The sequence below is a fragment of the Pseudomonas laurylsulfativorans genome (genome assembly GCF_002906155.1).
In the GTDB taxonomy this organism is placed as follows: domain Bacteria; phylum Pseudomonadota; class Gammaproteobacteria; order Pseudomonadales; family Pseudomonadaceae; genus Aquipseudomonas; species Aquipseudomonas laurylsulfativorans.
Map to the genome: position 1 here is coordinate 119385 of NZ_MUJK01000003.1, position 15259 is coordinate 134643.

The window sequence follows — 15259 nt, forward strand, 5'->3', positions numbered from 1 at the left end:
CTTGTTATTTGAAGGGCAATTCGGGTTTCTGTGGAAGCGGGCTTGTGTGGCGAGGGGGCTTGCCCCCGTTTGAGTGCGCAGCACTCACAAAATCTTTGGTGTTCAAGAGATTTTGGGGCCGCTTCGCAGCCCAGCGGGGGCAAGCCCCCTCGCCACAGTCTTGCTCCCACAGGTTTGATGCGGTTGGGGCAGGGCTTACTTCTTGTCGCGAATCGAGAAGTTCGCCATGTGTTCCAGGCCCTTGATCAGTGCCGAGTGGTCCCAGTTGCTGCCGCCGATGGCCGCGCAGGTGCTGAACACTTGCTGGGTGTTGGCGGTATTCGGCAGGTTGATGTTCAGCTCCTTGGCGCCTTGCAGGGCCAGGTTCAGGTCCTTCTGGTGCAGGCTGATGCGGAAACCTGGATCGAAGGTGCCCTTGATCATGCGCTCGCCGTGCACTTCGAGGATCTTCGAGGAGGCGAAACCGCCCATCAGTGCTTCACGCACCTTGGCCGGATCGGCACCGTTTTTCGAAGCGAACAGCAGGGCTTCGGCCACGGCCTGGATGTTCAGGGCCACGATGATCTGGTTGGCCACCTTGGCGGTCTGACCGTCGCCGTTGCCACCGACCAGGGTGATGTTCTTGCCCATGGCCTGGAACAATGGCAGGGCGCGTTCGAAAGCGTCGGCATCGCCGCCGACCATGATGCTCAGGGTCGCAGCCTTGGCGCCGACTTCACCACCGGAAACCGGGGCGTCGAGGTATTGCGCGCCTTTTTCGTTGACCCGGGCCGCGAAAGCCTTGGTGGCGGTTGGCGAGATCGAGCTCATGTCGATCACCACTTTGCCTTTGCCAACACCGGCGGCAACGCCATCGGCACGGAACAGCACGTCTTCGACCTGCGGGGTATCCGGGACCATGACGATGATGAATTCGGCTTCCTGGGCGACTTCTTTCGGGTTCGCCAGGGCAACGGCGCCACCGGCAACCAGGTCGGCAGGGGCGGCGTCGTGGTGCGCCGACAGGAACAGGCTGTGACCGGCTTTCTGCAGGTTCAACGCCATTGGGTGGCCCATGATGCCGGTGCCGATAAATCCGATTTTAGCCATGAGAAAATCCTCTTGTTTTTATTGCAGCTTCAAACAAATTGGGGACGACCTTTGTAGGAGCCGGCTTGCTGGCGATGGCGTCGCTGCGGTGTGCATGACAGACCGAGTTGCCTGGATCGCCAGCAAGCCGGCTCCTACAGGGGGGCGTGTTAGATTGCGTTATGGGTTTTCAACCAGCCCAGGCCGGCTTCGGTGGTGGTCAGCGGTTTGTATTCGCAACCGACCCAGCCCTGGTAACCGATGCGGTCCAGGTGTTCGAACAGGAAGCGGTAGTTGATTTCGCCGGTGCCTGGTTCGTTGCGCCCCGGGTTGTCCGCGAGCTGCACGTGGTTGATCTCGCCCAGGTGCGATTGCAGGGTGCGGGCCAGATCGCCTTCCATGATTTGCATGTGGTAGATGTCGTATTGCAGGAACAGGTTGGCGCTGCCGACCTGCTCGCGAATCGACAGGGCTTGCGCGGTGTTGTTCAGGTAAAAGCCTGGAATGTCACGGGTGTTGATCGCTTCCATCACCAGTTTGATGCCCGCCGCTTGCAGCTTGTCGGCGGCGTACTTGAGGTTGGCGACGAAGGTTTTCTCCACGGTGGCATCGTCAAAGCCCTGCGGACGAATACCGGCCAGGCAGTTGACCTGGGTGTTGCCCAGTACTTGCGCGTAAGCGATAGCCAGGTCGACACCGGCACGGAACTCTTCGACTCGATCCGGCAGGCACGCGATACCGCGCTCGCCCTTGGCCCAGTCACCGGCCGGCAGGTTGAACAGCACTTGGGTCAGACCGTTGGCGTCGAGCTTGGCCTTGATTTCGGCGGAGCTGAAGTCGTACGGGAACAGGTATTCGACACCACTGAAGCCGGCCTTGGCGGCCGCTTCGAAACGGGCAAGAAAGTCCTGTTCGGTGAACAGCATGGACAGGTTGGCTGCGAAACGCGGCATGGTGGTCTCCCGTAAATTTTTGAGTGTCCCCCGTAGGAGCCGGCTTGCTGGCGATGGCGGTGAATCAATCGACTTAGATGTGTCTGACACACCGCTATCGCCAGCAAGCCGGCTCCTACAAAGGGAGCGGTCAACAGTTAATCGAGCAACGAAATCGCCGTCGGTGCGTCGTTACCGACCAGCGCCAGGTCTTCGAATTCGTTGACGGCGTTGATCTCGGTACCCATGGAAATGTTGGTCACGCGCTCCAGGATGATCTCGACGATCACTGGCACCTTGAACTCTTCGATCAGTTCCTGAGCCTTGCGCAGGGCAGGCTGGATCTCAGCCGGTTCGAATACGCGCAGCGCCTTGCAGCCCAGGCCTTCGGCCACCGCGACGTGGTCGACACCGTAGCCGTTGAGTTCCGGCGCGTTCAGGTTGTCGAAGGACAGTTGTACGCAGTAGTCCATGTCGAAACCGCGCTGTGCCTGACGGATCAGACCCAGGTACGAGTTGTTCACCACAACGTGGATGTAGGGCAGCTTGAACTGCGCACCCACCGCCAATTCCTCGATCATGAACTGGAAGTCATAGTCCCCCGACAGGGCCACGACTTTACGGTCCGGATCAGCCTTGACCACGCCCAGCGCTGCCGGAATGGTCCAGCCCAACGGGCCTGCCTGACCGCAGTTGATCCAGTGACGCGGCTTGTAGACGTGCAGGAACTGCGCGCCGGCAATCTGCGACAGACCGATGGTGCTGACGTAGCAGGTGTCTTTGCCGAACACCTGGTTCATTTCTTCGTAAACCCGTTGCGGCTTGACCGGCACATTGTCGAAGTGCGTCTTGCGCTGCAGGCTGGCTTTACGCTGCTGGCAGTCTTGCAGCCAGGCACTGCGGTTCTTCAGCTTGCCGGCGGCTTGCCATTCGCGAGCGACTTCGATGAACACGGTCAGCGCGGCAGCGGCGTCGGACACGATGCCCAGGTCCGGGGTGAACACGCGGCCGATCTGAGTGCCTTCGATGTCGACGTGGATGAACTTGCGGCCTTCGGTGTACACGTCGACCGAACCGGTGTGACGGTTGGCCCAACGGTTACCGATGCCCAGCACCACGTCGGATTTCAGCATGGTCGCGTTGCCGTAGCGGTGCGACGTCTGCAAGCCAACCATGCCCACCATCAGCGGGTGATCGTCCGGGATGGTGCCCCAGCCCATCAGGGTCGGGATGACCGGGATGCCGGTCAGCTCGGCGAACTCCACCAGCAGATCGCTGGCGTCGGCATTGATGATGCCGCCACCGGCGACCAGCAATGGGCGTTCAGCCTGATCCAGCAAGGCCAGAGCCTTCTCGACCTGAACGCGGCTCGCGGTCGGCTTGGCCAAAGGCAGTGGCTGGTAAGCGTCGATGTCGAATTCGATCTCGGCCATTTGCACGTCGAACGGCAGGTCGATCAGCACCGGGCCTGGACGGCCGGAGCGCATTTCAAAGAACGCTTTCTGGAACGCGTAAGGCACCTGGCCTGGTTCGAGAACGGTGGTTGCCCACTTGGTGACTGGCTTGACGATGCTGGTGATGTCGACAGCCTGGAAGTCTTCCTTGTGCATACGGGCGCGGGGTGCCTGGCCGGTGATGCAGAGGATGGGAATCGAGTCGGCCGAGGCGCTGTAGAGCCCGGTGACCATGTCGGTGCCGGCTGGGCCGGAAGTACCGATGCACACGCCGATGTTGCCGGCCTTGGTGCGGGTGTAGCCCTCGGCCATGTGCGAGGCGCCTTCAACGTGGCGAGCGAGTACGTGATCGATGCCGCCGACCTTTTGCAGGGCGGAGTACAGCGGGTTGATGGCGGCACCCGGGATGCCAAAAGCGGTATCGACCCCTTCACGGCGCATCACCAGAACGGCGGCTTCGATTGCTCTCATTTTGCTCATGGTTTTGTGCCTCTTTACGTTTTGTAATTGTATACAAGTGGCTTTGCGCAGAGTGTATTCACGGCGGACGGCGCAGGTCAATCCATTTTCTCAAGCGCTTGTTTCATTCGTCGGAAGCCCGTTCTACTGTGGCTTTTCGTCGCATGTGGCGCCTTTCGAGAATTATTGTATACAAAAAAATAATTCATTGTGTTCTATTTGTTGCATCGGGCTGCGGCACAACGGCGCAGCCCAACGGCTTTCCGAAAAACAAAATGAGGACGGCACCATGAGCGCTTTAACCTTGAAAGTCGCAGTCAACCTGGTCAACGAAGCCATTAGCGCCGGGCGGGCAATTTCCGCGGCGCCCCTGACCATTGCGGTACTGGATGCCGGCGGGCATCTGATCACCCTGCAGCGCGAAGACGGCGCCAGCCTGTTGCGCCCGCACGTCGCCATCGGCAAGGCCTGGGGCGCCATTGCGCTGGGCAAGGGTTCACGCCTGCTGGCGCTGGACGCCCAGCAACGCCCGGCGTTTATCGCCGCCTTGAACAGCCTGGGGCAGGGCAGCGTCGTGCCGGCACCGGGTGGTGTGCTGGTTCGGGATCAGGACGGGAACGTGCTGGGGGCGGTGGGGATCAGCGGCGATCTGTCGGATGTTGACGAGCAGTGCGCGATCAATGCGATCGAGGCGCTGGGGTTGGTGGCGGATGCGGGGGTAGCGGCTTGATCTGTAGCGCCTGATCAATCGCCTTCGCGAGCAGGCTCGCTCCCACATTTACCCTGTGTTCGCAGGACCCTGTGGGAGCCTGCTCGCGAAGGCATTCTCCCAGTCACATCCAGCTAAAAGTCTGCATTACCCTCTAGCATTTCCGGGGCTAGCCTTTTCATGACTTCATCATGAGAGTGGCAAGGGAATGCCCAAGTTGTCTGTCTCACATCGCCTGCGCCTCGGCCGCTTCACAGAACAAAACCGCATCTACCTATTGACTGCCAATACCTTCGAACGCCGACCTGTCTTCAAGGATTTCACCTTGGGCAGATTGGTCGTTGACCAATTTCGTAATGCTCAGGTGCAAGGTTGCGCCAAGTCATTGGCGTGGGTCGTCATGCCTGATCATTTTCATTGGTTGGTCGAGTTGCAGCGGGGTTCACTGAGTGGATTGATGCAAAGAACTAAGTCGCTAAGCACCAAGGCAGTCAATCGGTCCGTCGGCCGGAAGATCTGCCTTTGGCAACAGGGTTATCACGACCGAGCACTGAGGCGAGATGAGGATTTGGTGAAGATGGCGCGGTATGTTGTGGCCAATCCGTTGCGGGCTGGGCTGATCGAGAAGCTGGGCGACTATCCACTGTGGGATGCTGTTTGGGTTTGAGCTGAAACCGTGGTGCCGCTATTCGCGAGCAGGCTCGCTCCCACAATGGATCTCCAGTGTTCACAAATCCTCTGTGGGAGCGAGCCTGCTCGCGAATAGCGGCGATACGGTCTACCGCTCTGGCTCACACCCCTTCAACACCAACCGGATAATCGTCTGCGCCGCCGCTTCGTAATCTTCTTCATCCAGCTTGGCCTTGCCGGTGATGGCGGTGATCTGCCAGTCGAAGTCGGCGTAGGTCTGGGTCGCGGCCCAGATGCTGAACATCAGGTGGTTGGGGTCGACAGGGGCGATTTGCCCGCGGTCGATCCAGGTCTGGATGCACTCGATGTTGTGCTTGGCCTGGCCATTGAGCTGTTCGACCAGGTCGCTGCTCAGGTGGGGGGCGCCGTGCATGATTTCGCTGGCGAATACTTTGGAGGCGAAGGGCAGGTCGCGGGAGATGCGGATTTTCGAGCGAATGTAGCCGCTGAGCACTTCACCAGGCTCGCCGTCCGGATTGAACGGTGTCGAAGCCTGCAGGATGGGCTCGATGATGCTTTCCAGGACCTCGCGGTAGAGGTTTTCCTTGGATTTGAAGTAGTAGTAGACGTTGGGCTTGGGTAATCCCGCCTTGGCTGCAATGTCACTGGTTTTGGTCGCAGCGAAGCCCTTGTCGGCGAACTCCTCACTGGCGGCACGCAGGATCAGTTGTTTGTTGCGCTCGCGGATAGTGCTCATAAACCCGGTGATTCCTTGCCTGTTCTGGCGGTTGCGCATGGTATCACCGGCCTCGCGCGGCGCTCAAGAATGCACCACAGCCCGTGATGCCGCGCTATGCTGCTGCGCATTCATTGCAGAAGGAAACCCGATTCATGGCAGGAAGCAGTTTGCTGGTGCTGATTGACGACATTGCCGCCGTACTGGACGACGTGTCATTGATGACCAAAATGGCCGCCAAGAAAACGGCCGGTGTACTCGGCGACGACCTGGCACTCAATGCCCAGCAAGTCAGCGGCGTGCGGGCCGAGCGGGAAATACCGGTGGTCTGGGCGGTCGCCAAGGGTTCGTTCATCAATAAATTGATCCTGGTGCCGTCGGCGCTGGCGATCAGTGCGTTCATTCCGTGGCTGGTCACGCCGCTTTTGATGGTCGGCGGTGCCTATCTGTGCTTCGAAGGCTTTGAAAAACTCGCCCACAAGTTCCTGCACAGCAAGGCTGAGGATGTCGCCGAGCATGCGCAGTTGGTCGAGGCTGTGGCTGACCCTGCCACCGATCTGGTGGCGTTTGAAAAGGACAAGATCAAAGGCGCGATCCGCACCGACTTCATTCTCTCGGCAGAAATCATCGCCATCACCCTCGGCACCGTGGCCGCTGCGCCTTTGAGCCAGCAAGTCATTGTGCTGTCGGGGATCGCAATCGTCATGACTGTCGGCGTTTATGGCCTGGTGGCGGGTATCGTCAAGCTGGATGACCTTGGACTCTGGCTGACGCAGAAACCCGGGCAGATGGCGAAAGGTATCGGTGGTGCCATTCTGCGTGCCGCTCCGTACATGATGAAGAGCCTGTCGGTGATTGGCACGGCGGCGATGTTTCTGGTCGGCGGCGGCATCCTGACCCACGGCGTGCCAGTGGTGCATCACTGGATCGAAAGTGTTGGCGCAGCGGCAGGCAGTGGCGGATTTATCGTGCCGGTGTTGCTCAATGGCGTGGCGGGGATTGTCGCAGGGGCGGTGGTGTTGGTTGGCGTCATGGCTGCCAGCAAGATCTGGAAAGCGCTGAAAGGCTGAAGGCAACACATAACAACTGTGGGAGCGGGCGGCTTGCTCCCACAGTGTTTTTTCGGTCGTCAGGTTTACTCAGCGATCTGCAACTTGCGCGCTTCGGTGTACACGTAGCGCACTTTCTCGTACTCGAACGGCGAGTTCATCTGGCCATAGCGGAAGCTGGTCTGGTTGCGCTTGTCGATGCCGCGCAGGATCCAGACTTCCGGATGGTTGGAGCTGACTTCGGCTACGTTGAGGAAGTTGATCGCATTCTCGGCCGTGTAATCCACCAACAGGCCGCCGGTGTCACGCAGGTTCGACGGACCGAGGATCGGCAGGACGAAGTAAGCGCCGCCCGGCACGCCGTAGAAGCCCAGGGTCTGGCCGAAGTCTTCGCTCTGGCGTGGCAGGCCCATGGCGGTGGCTGGGTCCCACAGGCCGGCGATGCCAATGGTGGTGTTGAGCAGCAGGCGGCCGGTGGTTTCCAGCGAGCGCTGGCCCTTGAGTTGCAGCAGGCTGTTCAGCAGGTTCGGCACGTCGCCGAGGTTGTTGAAGAAGTTGCTGACGCCGGTGCGCAAGAAGCTCGGGGTGACGTAGCGGTAACCATTGACCACTGGCAGGAACACCCATTGGTCGAAGCGATAGTTGAAGTGATAGACGCGGCGGTTCCACTCCTCCAGCGGATCGTAGACAGCCAGCGCGTTGAGCGTCGATCGCTCGAACTCACGCTGATCCAGGCCCGGATTGAATTTGAGTTTGCTCAGCGGTTCCTTGAAGCCGTCACTGTCGACGACCACGGGGGCGTTGGCTTTGCTGTTGTCGGCATTGGCGACGCCTGCACAGAGTAACGCTGCGAAAAGCAGGAGATATTTAGCCACGGAAGAACTCCAGCATGGCGTCGCTGTTGACGCGGTAGTTGATGTTGCCGCAGTGGCCGCCATACGGGTAAACGGTCAGGCGATCACCGAAGGTCTTGCGCAGGAAACCCAGGTCGCCAGGGCCGAGGATCACGTCATCGGCGTTGTGCATCACAGCGATTTTCGGGCTTTCGTGCAGATAGTCCTTCAGCGCATACAGGCTCACCTGGTCAATCAGTTGCAGCAGGCTGCCGCCGTCAGTGCGGGCGCGCCACATCGGGATTACTTGTTCGGTGATGTAGCAGTCGAAGTCGCACTGCAGCGCACGCTTGAGGAATGGCGTGAGGCTGGTGCCCTCGGTGATCGGGAACTTGGGTGGGGTGATCAGGCCGCGACGGTTGACCAGGTCCGAAGTGAAGGCAATGTCGGCCGCCGAAAAGCGGAACGAGGTGCCGATCAGCATGGCCATCTGCTCGTTGCTCAGGTGCTGCTTGGACTGCTGGAAGTCGTAGAGCAGGGCATCGTTGAGGTCGATGTAGCCCTTCTGCTGGAAGTAGCGGGTCAGTTTGTCGAGTACCAGTTCATAGAACGTGGTGCTGGTGTTGATGCCCTTGACCTCGGTCTGGACCAGCTTGTCGAGGTTGGTGATCGAGGTGTAGAGATTGACCGGCGGGTTGAGCAGCAGGACTTTCTTGAAGTTGAAGCTGCGGCGGGTTTCGTCCAGGTGCGAGACAAACGCGGCATCCAGTGCACCCAGGCTGTATCCGGTCAGGTAGTAATCGGTAACCGGCATTTTCGGGTTCTGTGCCCGTACGGCCTGCATCACCCGGTACAGATCTTCGGCGTCTTCCTTGGAAACACCCGGCGTGGCGAAGCGTGATGCGGCGCTCATGAAGTCATAGCTGGTGGGTGAGGACAACTGCACCACGTGGTAGCCGGCTTTGTAATAGAGCTTCTTCAGGTATTCGTTCAGGGTGCTGTCATAGCGCGCGCCAGTGCCGGCGATCAGGAAAATCAGCGGCGCGGCGTGATCCTGCGTGGCAATGCGATAGTCGAGTTTCTTGACCGCCCAGAAATTGTCCGGCAATTCGAATGCCCGCTCCGGACGCAAGGTGACGCTGCGCACGGTCTGATCGATGTCGTCGTCCAGGGGCAACTCCGGACGCAAGTCCGGCGGCGTGGTCGCGATGGTCGCCTCGAACGGGTTGGTCAGGGGGTAGCCATAACTGGCGGCGTCAATGTCGACCGCCAGTGCGGACGCACTCAAGATAAGGCCGCCAAACAGGGCGGCGAAGCGCAAGGAACGGAGCATGACTAAATCCCTTAGAAGGAGGTGCCGATTGAATTTCGCAGGCTATGACCATCGGATTTGCGCCAAAGTGCCAACCATCGGCACCAAACAGGCCTAATGACGAAGTAATAGTAGCTGGACGATACACTTTGCAGCGATTGAATGACCAGTTAACAGTTGTTATCGCTTGCGAAACGCTTTCGGGCGATTAAGCTGGCCGCCGTTTTTCGCCAATTGGAGTGTTTCATGTCTCGCCGCCTGCCCGTGATTCTGCTGCTTGTTTTACTGCCTGTATGGCTGGCCGCCAGTTATGGCGCGCGTTATGGCTTCATGGAGGATGCGCAGTGGGTTGGCATTTGCGTGGATGAGGCAAGTCGCTGGGAATGCCAGGTGCGTTCGAACCTGGGGCTGATGATCCACTTCGGGGTACTGGGCTGGGCTGCGCTGGGCGCGGCGGTCATCGGCTTTGTTGTGCCGGGACGGGCAGGGTGGTGGCTGGCGGTGTTGGCGCTGGTGTTCGGGTTTCCGGCATTGGCGTTGTACAACACTACGCTGGCGGTTTTTGCGGTGGTGATTGCGGGGTTGCGGTTGGTCAGGGCTTCTCGCGGCGTTTAAAAGTCTGTCTTCGCGGGCAAGCTCGCGCCTACAGTAGATCTTCAGCGAACACAAAATTTGCGTGCGACAAAGATCAAATGTGCGAGCTTGCGATGATGCCAGTCAGGTTGCGAAAGAGTTAAGCCTTGCGAACACGCAGGCAACGCCACAACGCCGCCACCATCAACACACTCACCAGCGCCCAGCCCCAGGCCTGTTGGTTCTGCAAGCCTTCACGGAACAGCTGCGGCGCAATGCCGGCACCAATGATGAAGGTCAACAGGGCAATCTCGCGGCGCGGCACATTCACCGGGCGGCACAGATAAACCAGCGCCGGGACGATGAACGCGACACTCGGGAAGCTGCGATAACGCGGATCGAACACCAGTTCCAGCATCATGACTGCCGCCGTGAAACCTGCCGTGGCAACCAGCCAGCCAGCACGTTGTTCAAGCCAGTTGAAAACCCGTCCGCGCCAACCGGAACGAGAACTCAACGTCAGTGCGGCATGGGCCAGTACCAGGAGATTCAGAGTGGTCAGCAATACGACCCACAGCCATTCGCTGGTGAAGCGTGTAGTGACTCGTGCCAGGTCGCCCCAAGCGCCAATCGAACACGCTGCCAATGCACCGAGGAGCGGCAACACCAGCGCCGCGCGCGTCGTGCGAACCCGTCCACCGAGCAGCAAGGTGCCGATAAAGATCAAGCCACCCACCGCCAGCCATTGCGACCAGTACGGTACGTTTGTCACGGGACCGGCCAGCACCCCCTTGTCCTGGCGATTGGCATCGAACAATCCCCAGTAACCGCCGACCGCGCCTTCACTGGCACGTTTCCATGGCTGGTCGAAGGCTTCGATCAGGTTGTAGTGCCAGCCCTGTTGCTCGGCCATGGCGACAAAACCGCGAATGAACCGGGCTTCATTGACCCGGCTCGGCAGGGCGGTTTCGCGCTGGCGGCCTTCGCTGGGCCAGCCGGTTTCGCCGATCAGCACATCCTTGGGTGCGAACTTGTTGCCGAACACCTGGCGCACTTCGGCCACATGCTGCAGGGCGGCGTCTATGTTCGACGGATCGTCTTCCCAGTACGGCAGCAAGTGAATGGTCAGGAAATCCACGGCGGGGGCGATTTCCGGATGCTTGAGCCAGAACTCCCAGACGTCCGCATAGGTGACAGGCTGTTTGACCTGGCTCTTGACCTTGTTGATCAGCTTCGCCAATTGCGCGCCAGTGACTTCCTTGCGCAGCAGGGTTTCGTTGCCGACGATCACTGCGCTCACCACATCAGGGTTGGCGTTGGCCGAGGCAATCAGCAGGTCGACTTCTTTTTCCGTGTCCACCGGATTGCTGTTGACCCAGGCGCCGATCATCAGCTTCAAGCCATGCTTGCGCGCCAGATCCGGCAGGGCTTCGAGGCCGGTCATGGAATAGGTGCGGATGCATTCGAAGCTTTTTGACAGCAGCGCGAGGTCGGCGTCCATGCGCTCGGGACGCAGGTTCAATGGCACGTCGAACGGCGATTGGTCTTTATCGAATGGGGTGTATGAGGCGCATTGCAGCTTGTGTGTCGCACTGGCGACATCCGGCAGGATCACCGGTTTACCGAGGCCGTACCAGAAGCCGCCAAGGGCAAAGACCCCCAACAGGCAAGCGAATAGATAAGCAGCAAAAGGGAAGCGGGATGTCGCGGACATGGTCAGGCCGTGTGGGAGCAAAGCGGCGCATGTTACCTGCATTTACCGCGTGCTTGGTGGCCTGCATGATTTTGATATGCAAAGTTCGGGCGGAATGTCCGGTACGTTGGTCGTGCTCAAGATTAATGGCTTTCTGATGTCGTTTCTCGATGGCTTGAGGTCGCTGGCAGAGCAGGTCGCCAAGAGCGTCAGGTTGATTATCGGAGGCGTCAGTACTCCGCTGATGTTCGCACGAGTTTGCGGTAAGGCGTGATGGGGGCGCTGTGCACCATAACAATACGTTTAAGCGACTCGGCATCCGTCGAGCGCAGCACTTTCGGGGAAGTAACGATGAAGATGCGACGACTCTTGGGCGCAGGTGCCGCTTTGGTGCTGGCGATCAGTTCTACCGTGGCCAGTGCCGCCGGCAAGGAAGTGACTCTCGGTTATGTCGACGGCTGGTCGGACAGTGTCGCCACGACCAACGTGGCCGCAGAAGTGATCAGGCAGAAACTCGGTTATGACGTGAAGCTGCAGGCGGTCGCTACCGGGATCATGTGGCAAGGCGTGGCCACCGGCAAACTCGACGCCATGCTGTCGGCCTGGCTGCCTGTGACCCACGGTGATTACTGGACGAAGAACAAGGATCAGGTCGTCGATTACGGCCCGAACTTCAAGGACGCGAAAATCGGCCTGATCGTGCCGGAGTACGTTAAAGCCAAGTCCATCGACGATCTGAAAACCGACGACAGCTTCAAGAATCGTATCGTCGGCATCGACGCCGGTTCAGGCGTGATGCTCAAGACCGATCAGGCCATCAAGGATTACGACCTGACCGGTTATCAACTCAAGGCCAGTTCCGGTGCCGGCATGATTGCCGAGCTGACCCGTGCCGAGAAGAAAAACGAATCCATCGCAGTGACCGGCTGGGTGCCGCACTGGATGTTCGCCAAGTGGAAACTGCGCTTCCTCGAAGACCCGAAAGGCGTATACGGCGCGGCTGAAACCGTGAACAGCATCGGCAGCAAAGGCCTGGAGGCCAAGGCGCCGGAAGTGGCCAAGTTCCTGAAGAACTTCCAGTGGGAATCCAAGGATGAAATCGGTCAGGTGATGCTGGCGATTCAGGACGGTGCCAAGCCTGAAGCCGCGGCGAAGGATTGGGTGGCCAAACACCCTGAGCGTGTGGCTGACTGGACCAAGTAATTTGAGCTGACGCGTCTGGTCAGCACCTTCGAGGGCCGCTCGGCATTTTATGCCAAGTGGCCCTTTGCTTTTCTGTAGGAGCGAGCTTGCTCGCGATGGACGTGAACGTTAACGCGTGCTGTCTGAAAAATTGCGGTGCCTTCAAATTCATCGTGAGCAAGCTCGCTCCTACAATTGGCAGATATGTCATGTGGCTCTAAGACTAAGGTCGTCTGGAACCTGCCCCGCAGCCGCATAGAGTGGATACCGTTCCAACTTAATCTGTGCTGCGAGGATAAAAACAATGAACGACAGCATTTACCTCTCGATTCAAAACAGCCCGCGCTTCAAGGAGCTGGTTAGCAAGAGGGAACGATTCGCCTGGATTCTTTCGGCAATCATGCTAGGGCTTTACTCCGGATTCATCCTTTTGATTGCTTACGGGCCGCATGTACTTGGGGCGAAAATCAGCCCTGAGTCCTCGATTACCTGGGGCATACCGATCGGTGTGGGGCTGATTGTTTCGGCCTTCATCCTGACTGGCATTTACGTGCGACGCGCCAACGGCGAATTCGACGACCTGAACAATGCGATTCTCAAGGAGGCTCAGCAATGATCCGGCGTCTAATGGCTCTTTTGAGCATCGCAGCATTCGCGCCTGGCGCCTGGGCCGCTGACGCCCTGACCGGCGCCGTGCAGAAGCAACCCCTCAACGTGTCCGCAATCCTGATGTTCGTCGTCTTCGTCGGCGCGACCCTTTGCATCACCTACTGGGCGTCCAAGAAAAACAAGTCGGCCTCCGACTACTACGCGGCGGGCGGCAAGATCACCGGTTTCCAGAACGGTCTGGCGATTGCCGGTGACTACATGTCGGCGGCGTCCTTCCTGGGTATTTCCGCGCTGGTGTTCACCTCCGGCTACGATGGCCTGATCTACTCGATCGGCTTCCTGGTGGGCTGGCCGATCATTCTGTTCCTGATCGCCGAGCGCCTGCGTAACCTGGGTAAATACACCTTTGCCGACGTGGCGTCCTATCGCCTGGGGCAAACCCAGATCCGCTCGCTGTCCGCTTGCGGTTCGCTGGTGGTGGTGGCGTTCTACCTGATCGCGCAAATGGTCGGTGCCGGCAAGCTGATCCAGTTGCTGTTCGGTCTCGATTACCACGTAGCGGTGATCCTGGTCGGTATCCTGATGTGCATGTACGTGTTGTTCGGCGGCATGCTGGCGACCACTTGGGTGCAGATCATCAAGGCTGTGCTGCTACTGTCCGGCGCCTCCTTCATGGCGCTGATGGTGATGAAGCACGTCAACTTCGACTTCAATGCACTGTTCTCCGAGGCGATCAAGGTTCACCCTAAAGGTGAGGCGATCATGAGCCCGGGCGGCCTGGTGAAAGATCCAATCTCGGCGTTCTCCCTCGGCCTGGCGCTGATGTTCGGTACCGCTGGCCTGCCGCACATCCTGATGCGCTTCTTCACCGTGAGTGACGCGAAGGAAGCCCGTAAGAGCGTGCTGTACGCAACCGGCTTCATTGGTTACTTCTACATCCTGACCTTCATCATCGGCTTCGGCGCTATCCTGCTGGTCAGCACCAACCCGGCCTTCAAAGATGCGGCTGGCGCACTGTTGGGCGGTAACAACATGGCGGCGGTGCACCTGGCCAACGCGGTGGGTGGCAGTATCTTCCTGGGCTTCATTTCGGCGGTGGCATTCGCGACCATTCTGGCAGTGGTTGCCGGCCTGACCCTGGCCGGTGCTTCGGCGGTGTCCCACGACTTGTACGCCAGCGTGATCAAGAAGGGCAAGGCCAACGAGAAGGACGAGATCCGCGTCTCGAAAATCACCACTATCGCCTTGGCGGTGCTGGCCATTGGTCTGGGTATCCTGTTCGAAAGCCAGAACATTGCGTTCATGGTGGGCCTGGCGTTCTCCATCGCTGCGAGCTGCAACTTCCCGGTGCTGCTGCTTTCCATGTACTGGAAAAAGCTGACCACTCGCGGTGCGATGATCGGTGGCTGGATGGGCCTGATCAGTGCCGTGGGCCTGATGGTGCTTGGTCCGACCATCTGGGTGCAGATCCTGCATCACGAGAAGGCTATCTTCCCGTATGAGTACCCGGCGCTGTTCTCGATGATGATTGCCTTTGTCGGGATCTGGTTCTTCTCGGTGACTGACAAGTCGACCGCTGCTGATAACGAGCGGGCGCTGTTCTTCCCGCAGTTTGTTCGTTCGCAGACCGGGTTGGGGGCGAGTGGTGCTGTTTCGCACTAAGGCTTCAACGCTTCAGGTATAAGTTGCACTGACATTGAATGCCCCGGTCGAGAGATCGGGGCATTTTTTGTTGGGCGGTAATCGACCTGAATTTCGTGGATGTGTTCGATTTACTGTAGGAGCTGGCTTGCCAGCGATGGCGGTCTGCCGGCCGACCGAAACTTTGCAGAGAATCACGCCAGCAAACAGGCCGGTCGGTAGGCCGCCTCGGGCACTCTTCCAAAGTGACTCGCCGTAAGGGCAGAGCCCTAAGTCGCTGTTACCGCAAAAGGAATATGCCCCCAATCAAAGATCTTCAAACCGCACAAACAAAAACGGCCTCTATATAAGAGGCCGTTCCCGGTACAACTTAACACGC

Annotated in this window: 14 protein-coding genes; 7 read left to right on the forward strand and 7 right to left on the reverse strand. The window is 59.1% G+C overall.

Annotation, left to right across the window (positions count from 1 at the left end; genetic code table 11):
• Positions 1-195: 195 nt before the first annotated feature.
• The 3 genes from B0D71_RS10865 to gcl form a co-directional block, all read right to left on the reverse strand.
• Complete coding sequence (locus B0D71_RS10865) at positions 196-1089, reverse strand: 2-hydroxy-3-oxopropionate reductase (protein WP_103394778.1); 894 nt, start codon at positions 1087-1089, stop codon at positions 196-198.
• A 149-nt stretch (positions 1090-1238) separates the two neighbouring features.
• A complete protein-coding gene (hyi, locus tag B0D71_RS10870) occupies positions 1239-2021 on the reverse strand; it encodes a hydroxypyruvate isomerase (protein WP_007971414.1) in 783 nt (260 codons plus the stop codon).
• A gap of 137 nt (positions 2022-2158) precedes the next feature.
• A complete protein-coding gene (gene gcl, locus B0D71_RS10875; protein ID WP_103394779.1) occupies positions 2159-3934 on the reverse strand; it encodes a glyoxylate carboligase in 1776 nt (591 codons plus the stop codon).
• Between the two features lie 268 nt (positions 3935-4202).
• Here gcl and B0D71_RS10880 point away from each other — a divergent pair, with 268 nt between their 5' ends.
• Positions 4203-4643, forward strand: a complete 441-nt coding sequence (locus tag B0D71_RS10880) for a GlcG/HbpS family heme-binding protein (RefSeq protein ID WP_103394780.1) — start codon at positions 4203-4205, stop codon at positions 4641-4643.
• Positions 4644-4830: 187 nt separating this feature from the next.
• Positions 4831-5289, forward strand: coding sequence for an REP-associated tyrosine transposase (locus tag B0D71_RS10885; protein WP_103394781.1), 459 nt, complete (start codon positions 4831-4833; stop codon positions 5287-5289).
• A 111-nt stretch (positions 5290-5400) separates the two neighbouring features.
• On the opposite strand, the gene B0D71_RS10890 is transcribed toward B0D71_RS10885, so the two are convergent.
• Positions 5401-6009, reverse strand: coding sequence for a TetR/AcrR family transcriptional regulator (locus B0D71_RS10890; protein WP_103394782.1), 609 nt, complete (start codon positions 6007-6009; stop codon positions 5401-5403).
• A gap of 134 nt (positions 6010-6143) precedes the next feature.
• On the opposite strand from B0D71_RS10890, the gene B0D71_RS10895 reads away from it, so the two are divergent.
• The gene (locus B0D71_RS10895; protein WP_103394783.1) at positions 6144-7058 is read left to right on the forward strand and encodes a DUF808 domain-containing protein; all 915 of its coding nucleotides are present in this window, start codon (positions 6144-6146) and stop codon (positions 7056-7058) included.
• Positions 7059-7123: 65 nt separating this feature from the next.
• On the opposite strand, the gene B0D71_RS10900 is transcribed toward B0D71_RS10895, so the two are convergent.
• Positions 7124-7912, reverse strand: a complete 789-nt coding sequence (locus B0D71_RS10900) for an MlaA family lipoprotein (protein ID WP_103394784.1) — start codon at positions 7910-7912, stop codon at positions 7124-7126.
• Positions 7905-9203 carry a serine/threonine protein kinase gene (locus B0D71_RS10905; protein WP_103394785.1) on the reverse strand — a complete coding sequence of 433 codons (1299 nt, stop codon included), beginning with the start codon at positions 9201-9203 and terminating at the stop codon, positions 7905-7907. The genes B0D71_RS10900 and B0D71_RS10905 overlap by 8 nt, the downstream gene beginning before the upstream one ends.
• 225 nt (positions 9204-9428) lie before the next feature.
• Between B0D71_RS10905 and B0D71_RS10910 the strand changes: the two genes are divergently transcribed.
• A complete protein-coding gene (locus B0D71_RS10910; protein ID WP_103394786.1) occupies positions 9429-9797 on the forward strand; it encodes a hypothetical protein in 369 nt (122 codons plus the stop codon).
• A 118-nt stretch (positions 9798-9915) separates the two neighbouring features.
• Here the strand turns inward: B0D71_RS10910 and B0D71_RS10915 are convergent, their stop codons facing one another.
• A complete protein-coding gene (locus B0D71_RS10915; RefSeq protein ID WP_103394787.1) occupies positions 9916-11511 on the reverse strand; it encodes a glycoside hydrolase family 17 protein in 1596 nt (531 codons plus the stop codon).
• Between the two features lie 288 nt (positions 11512-11799).
• Between B0D71_RS10915 and B0D71_RS10925 the strand changes: the two genes are divergently transcribed.
• From B0D71_RS10925 to B0D71_RS10935, 3 genes are all read left to right on the forward strand, one after another.
• Positions 11800-12651 (forward strand): glycine betaine ABC transporter substrate-binding protein, encoded by an 852-nt coding sequence (locus B0D71_RS10925; RefSeq protein ID WP_103394788.1) that lies wholly within the window; start codon positions 11800-11802, stop codon positions 12649-12651.
• 283 nt (positions 12652-12934) lie between these two features.
• A complete protein-coding gene (locus B0D71_RS10930; RefSeq protein WP_008061165.1) occupies positions 12935-13246 on the forward strand; it encodes a DUF485 domain-containing protein in 312 nt (103 codons plus the stop codon).
• Positions 13243-14901 (forward strand): cation acetate symporter, encoded by a 1659-nt coding sequence (locus tag B0D71_RS10935; protein ID WP_103394789.1) that lies wholly within the window; start codon positions 13243-13245, stop codon positions 14899-14901. Before B0D71_RS10930 ends, B0D71_RS10935 begins: the two co-directional genes overlap by 4 nt.
• Positions 14902-15259 lie beyond the last annotated feature (358 nt).